This window comes from Microcystis sp. LSC13-02 (assembly GCA_002282935.1).
In the GTDB taxonomy this organism is placed as follows: Bacteria; Cyanobacteriota; Cyanobacteriia; order Cyanobacteriales; family Microcystaceae; genus Microcystis.
The window spans coordinates 1-4152 of sequence record MTBT01000244.1 but is presented as its reverse complement, the minus strand read 5'-3'; the positions used below and the strand labels follow the sequence as shown (position 1 = coordinate 4152).

At 35.5% G+C, this 4152-nt stretch carries 2 protein-coding genes and 1 pseudogene; all 3 read right to left on the bottom strand.

Annotated elements, in window-relative coordinates:
* Window positions 1-249 precede the first annotated feature (249 nt).
* A complete protein-coding gene (locus tag BGL89_RS15275) occupies window positions 250-1755 on the bottom strand; it encodes a wHTH domain-containing protein (RefSeq protein ID WP_286826425.1) in 1506 nt (501 codons plus the stop codon).
* 219 nt (window positions 1756-1974) lie between these two features.
* Window positions 1975-3130: pseudogene (locus tag BGL89_RS15270) on the bottom strand (ISL3 family transposase).
* A 321-nt stretch (window positions 3131-3451) separates the two neighbouring features.
* Window positions 3452-3946: a hypothetical protein gene (locus BGL89_RS15265; protein ID WP_286826424.1), complete on the bottom strand. Its 495-nt coding sequence runs from the start codon at window positions 3944-3946 to the stop codon at window positions 3452-3454.
* Window positions 3947-4152 lie beyond the last annotated feature (206 nt).

The window sequence follows — 4152 nt, the reverse complement described above, 5'->3', positions numbered from 1 at the left end:
ATTTTAGCAGATTCAGGGGCACCTGAGCGACTCTCAATCTAGCTAAAAGCCTTTTCCAATAAAGGTTGTAGCTTCTTTCAGCAAACCCTAAGTAACGCACCCTACAAGATCAGCGATCGCACTTATTAAAAAGCGATCGCTTTTTAACCTCACAAAAAGCTCGCAGATCAAGGCGTTCAATTAGCAAAATTGGGAGAGCCTCAGTCTTGAATTCTTAAAATCAAAATTTATATTCCAGAATCCAGAATCTTATTCAGGCAATTTCAGGTTGAGTATTGCTGCAAAACGATGGAGTCTTTCAAGGGTTACTTTTACAGGCTCATTTAATCTTTCAGAAGCACAAGTAATATGAAAATCATTAACTTCATCTTTAATCGAAGGTTCTAATCCATCTAAGTCTTGAGAGAGAACAATTAAATCTGCTTGAGTTACTATCAAATCATTTAGTAATTCTAAGTCGATTATAGGTACTTTAAATCCTAGTGGCGCAAGTTTTTGCAATCTTGGCAAGATTTTGGCTACTGGTTGCTTTATCCACATAGAAACTCGTAAAATATGATTTAGGCTGACTTCATTTTCTAACCAAGGTTCCCTTTGATCAAGGTCTTGAGATAGAGCAATAAGATCATCTTGGTTAGCAATAAAATCACCTAGCAAATCTGGATTAGTTTCTGGTATTTCTACCCCTAATGGAATAAGTCGTTGTAGTCGTTTAAGAGTGGTTGCTAAGGTTTCATTAAGAGCAACTGAGGCTCGAACTATCTGCCAATTAGGAATATTATCTTTAAACCAAGGAGCCTCACCATCTAAATTATTTGAGAATATAATCATATCTGACTGATCAGCAATATAGTTACTAAAAACTTTTGGAGATAGGTTAGGAACATCTAAGCCCAGAGGGATAAATCTCTGTAAGCTATTTACAATTTCGATAATAGGTTTTTTTAGTTTTGTGGCTGCTTGAATAATATGAAGAGAAGTAACTTTATTTTGTAGCCATTCGTCGGAACCATTGAGATCATTAGATAGTAGTATCAAATCATCCTTTGAAACCTTATAGTTACTCAATGATTTAGGTATATTTTCGGGTATTGCAACTCCTTCAGTACCAATAGAAATAAAGTTTTTAAATCTCTCTATTGTTTTACCAAGTAGTTCATTTATCCAATTTGCTGCTCTAAGGATATGAATTAAAGAGATTTCATCAATATATTTACCTGTTTCTTCGTCAAAATTACTGAATAGAAGCTTTAAATCTATATTAGTAATATCATCTAAGTTTTTAGGTAATTTTTCAGGTGATTTGATTTCCAAAAACTTATATTTCTGCAATTTTTTAATACAACCACTCAGCGGTATATCTGACCACATTCTAGTGATAATAAAATAAGGACTTATTTTACCTTTTTTAACCCATTCAAAGCAACCTTCACTAAAATCATCATGATATTCAGACAGATTTGTAAAATCCTCATCAGTAACAACAAAATCATCTAAATTATCAATAGATAATTCTGGTATTTGTAGTCCTAAATAGATAAATTTTTGTAAAGATTTTAGTATTTGACTAATAGGTTTACTTAGATTATAACTAGCTTCCATCAAATGAATAATAAGTGGATTGTCTTCGTTCCACTCAGACTCTCCAAAAAGTAAATAGTGATTAAGAATATTGAAATCTTGTAAGGTTAAAGATTTCAGAGAGTTTAAGTCTATTTGTTGTAGTTCTATTCCTAAAGCAACAAAAAGATTCAATATTTCTATAATTCTAGTTATTTCAGTCAGAAGCCATTCGTTAAAATAATCGGCTCTTCTGGTTTTCGTGTGTTAATTTTTGTGGCTCTTCGGTTTGTGTTATGCAATGGACGGGGGTTATAAGGGACGAACTAATCAATTAAATCTCTTGCCAGATAAGGATTTAGTCGATTTATGCCCCCCTATCGAACCATACCAAGTAACGAAGAACCATTTTTGTTATGAATTAAAGCAAGCAAACAGCTTAAGTCGAAGATGTTCAAAATTGGTAAATCCATAACTTATTCTTTTAATAAGCTTTATTTTGGTATTCATTCCCTCAATTAATCCGTTGGTTGTATGATTTTCAAAGTAATTACAAATACCAGGCAAATGCTTCTGGATCATACTGGCACTACTTTGATATAATATTCCGCCTATTCTTATCCATTTTTCCAATTTTCTCTCAGCACCTCTGAACGTTCTACTACTTTGATAAATTTCTCTAATTTCTTCTTTCATTTCCCAGGCTATTCCCAAGCAGGGATGTTCTTTCAGGATAACTTCTAGTTGTTGTTTTTGCTCGTCCTTTAAGTCCTCTTTATTCTTCCATAATAAATGAGGTAATCCTTTTTCATGCACCCCCATTAACTTTCTCAATTTATTAAGCTCGTCATTGATGATAGCCATTACATGAAAACGGTCATAGATGATTTTAGCATTGGGAAATAATTCCTTGATCACTGCTGTAAATCCTGACCACATATCGACGCTCACTTCTTTCACCTTCTCCCGAACTGCGTGGAGGCTGTGCTTTTAAGGCTTCCATTAATTCTTCCTGCTTATGTCCTTTAATCACATCTAGTAAAATTTTCTTGTCCAGATCTACGACCGTTGTTATGAAATCTTTATGTCCTTTTAAGTTACTAAATTCATCTAAGCTTATTCGTTCTGGTGCTTCCCACTCTTCCTTTTCTAGTTCTTTAGCAAAGTGATTAAATATTAACTCAACTTCTTCCCATCCCAACCCTTCTTCTCGACTTATTTCTTCGATACTACAATTTTTTACTCTCTCATAAATCATCGATTCATAGCGAATTGTCTGAGGCTATCTTAATCTCATAAAACTCAGTCTTTCGCTGATATACTTTTGGCACTTTTGACAATGAAACTGGCGGCGTGGTACTTTTAAATATACTCGATTGCCTAATATTGACAAATCTCTGACTAGATTATACTCTGTCTGATTGATTCTGTCCAAGGTTTCATGGCAATTCGGACATTCAATTGTTTCATTTAAAAGAGCGAGCTTTAGGAAAATTGTCTGCTCAATTTTTTGATAATTGACCACTGTTACATTTGGTAAATCGAGGAGTTGATCAAAATTTATCCACATAACCCACCTCCTGTTCTGTGTTACTATTATACCATGCTCACACAGAACCTAGAAGAGCCCTTTTGAGAATACCAAATCATCAGACCTCTTGTAAAAATCAAAAATTGTTGTTAGGATTAGAAGTCAGTAGTCAGGATGATTAAGAATGAATAATAATCAATTAAATAGTCTATTTACGGATCTTATGCCATTTAATCCTTATTTTTGACGTTTTTGAACCCTCAAAAATTAATTATGCAAGAGACTTATCTAAATTACTTGTTAATACTGCACACTTAAAACTCAAATCTGATAACTGATAACTGATAACTGATAACTGTCTTACTCAGCTTTTACCAAACCCTGAGAGCGAATACAGGCCTGTTCCCAGCGACAATCGGGATTAACTTCCACCGGTTTGAGTCGCGCCCAGATTTCGCCTTGAGCATCGGCATAAAAACTATCGATAATAGCGGCAATACGAGTACCAAAAGGTTCGGTAATGAGGACAGAATCGGTCAGATTAAATACTTCGCCATTGGCTCCCGTCGCTTTTTCGATGACAGGAATTTCTGCTTTGGGAATTGGTTTTCGGAATAGAGGAGCCGAATCGGAACGAGGACGGAAAGGAGATTTTATCTCGCTACTGACTGATTTTACCGTTTCCTCGGCTGGTTTTTCCTCGATGATTTCTGAAGGGGTTTCCGGGGGTTTGGGGGGTACTGCGGCTCTAGAACCCTTTTTAATAATTTGTAGAGGTTGTAGGGGAGGAGTGGCTTTAATTGGCTCTTCGGGGGGTTCAGGGGTGCTAGGGGTTTTCTTCGGGGGACGTGGCATGATACGACAAGGAAAATAAAAACTATAGAATTATTGAAGCACATCGAGCCGCTAACCCGCTCGACCGATGCTTGTATCAATTTTGCGGTGGCTAATTCTTCCCTGGCCCCGGGACAGATAAGTAATAAGACAAAATTAATTACACAAATAAGCAATAATATAGTAAGCTAGAGAGGCTGTGAATTAATTTCGATTACTTATGATAT

What these genes read in the sequence shown, in the direction of transcription:
- BGL89_RS15265 (WP_286826424.1), bottom strand. Translation starts at nt 3,946, where the DNA reads ATGCCACGTCCCCCGAAGAAAACCCCTAGCACCCCTGAACCCCCCGAA.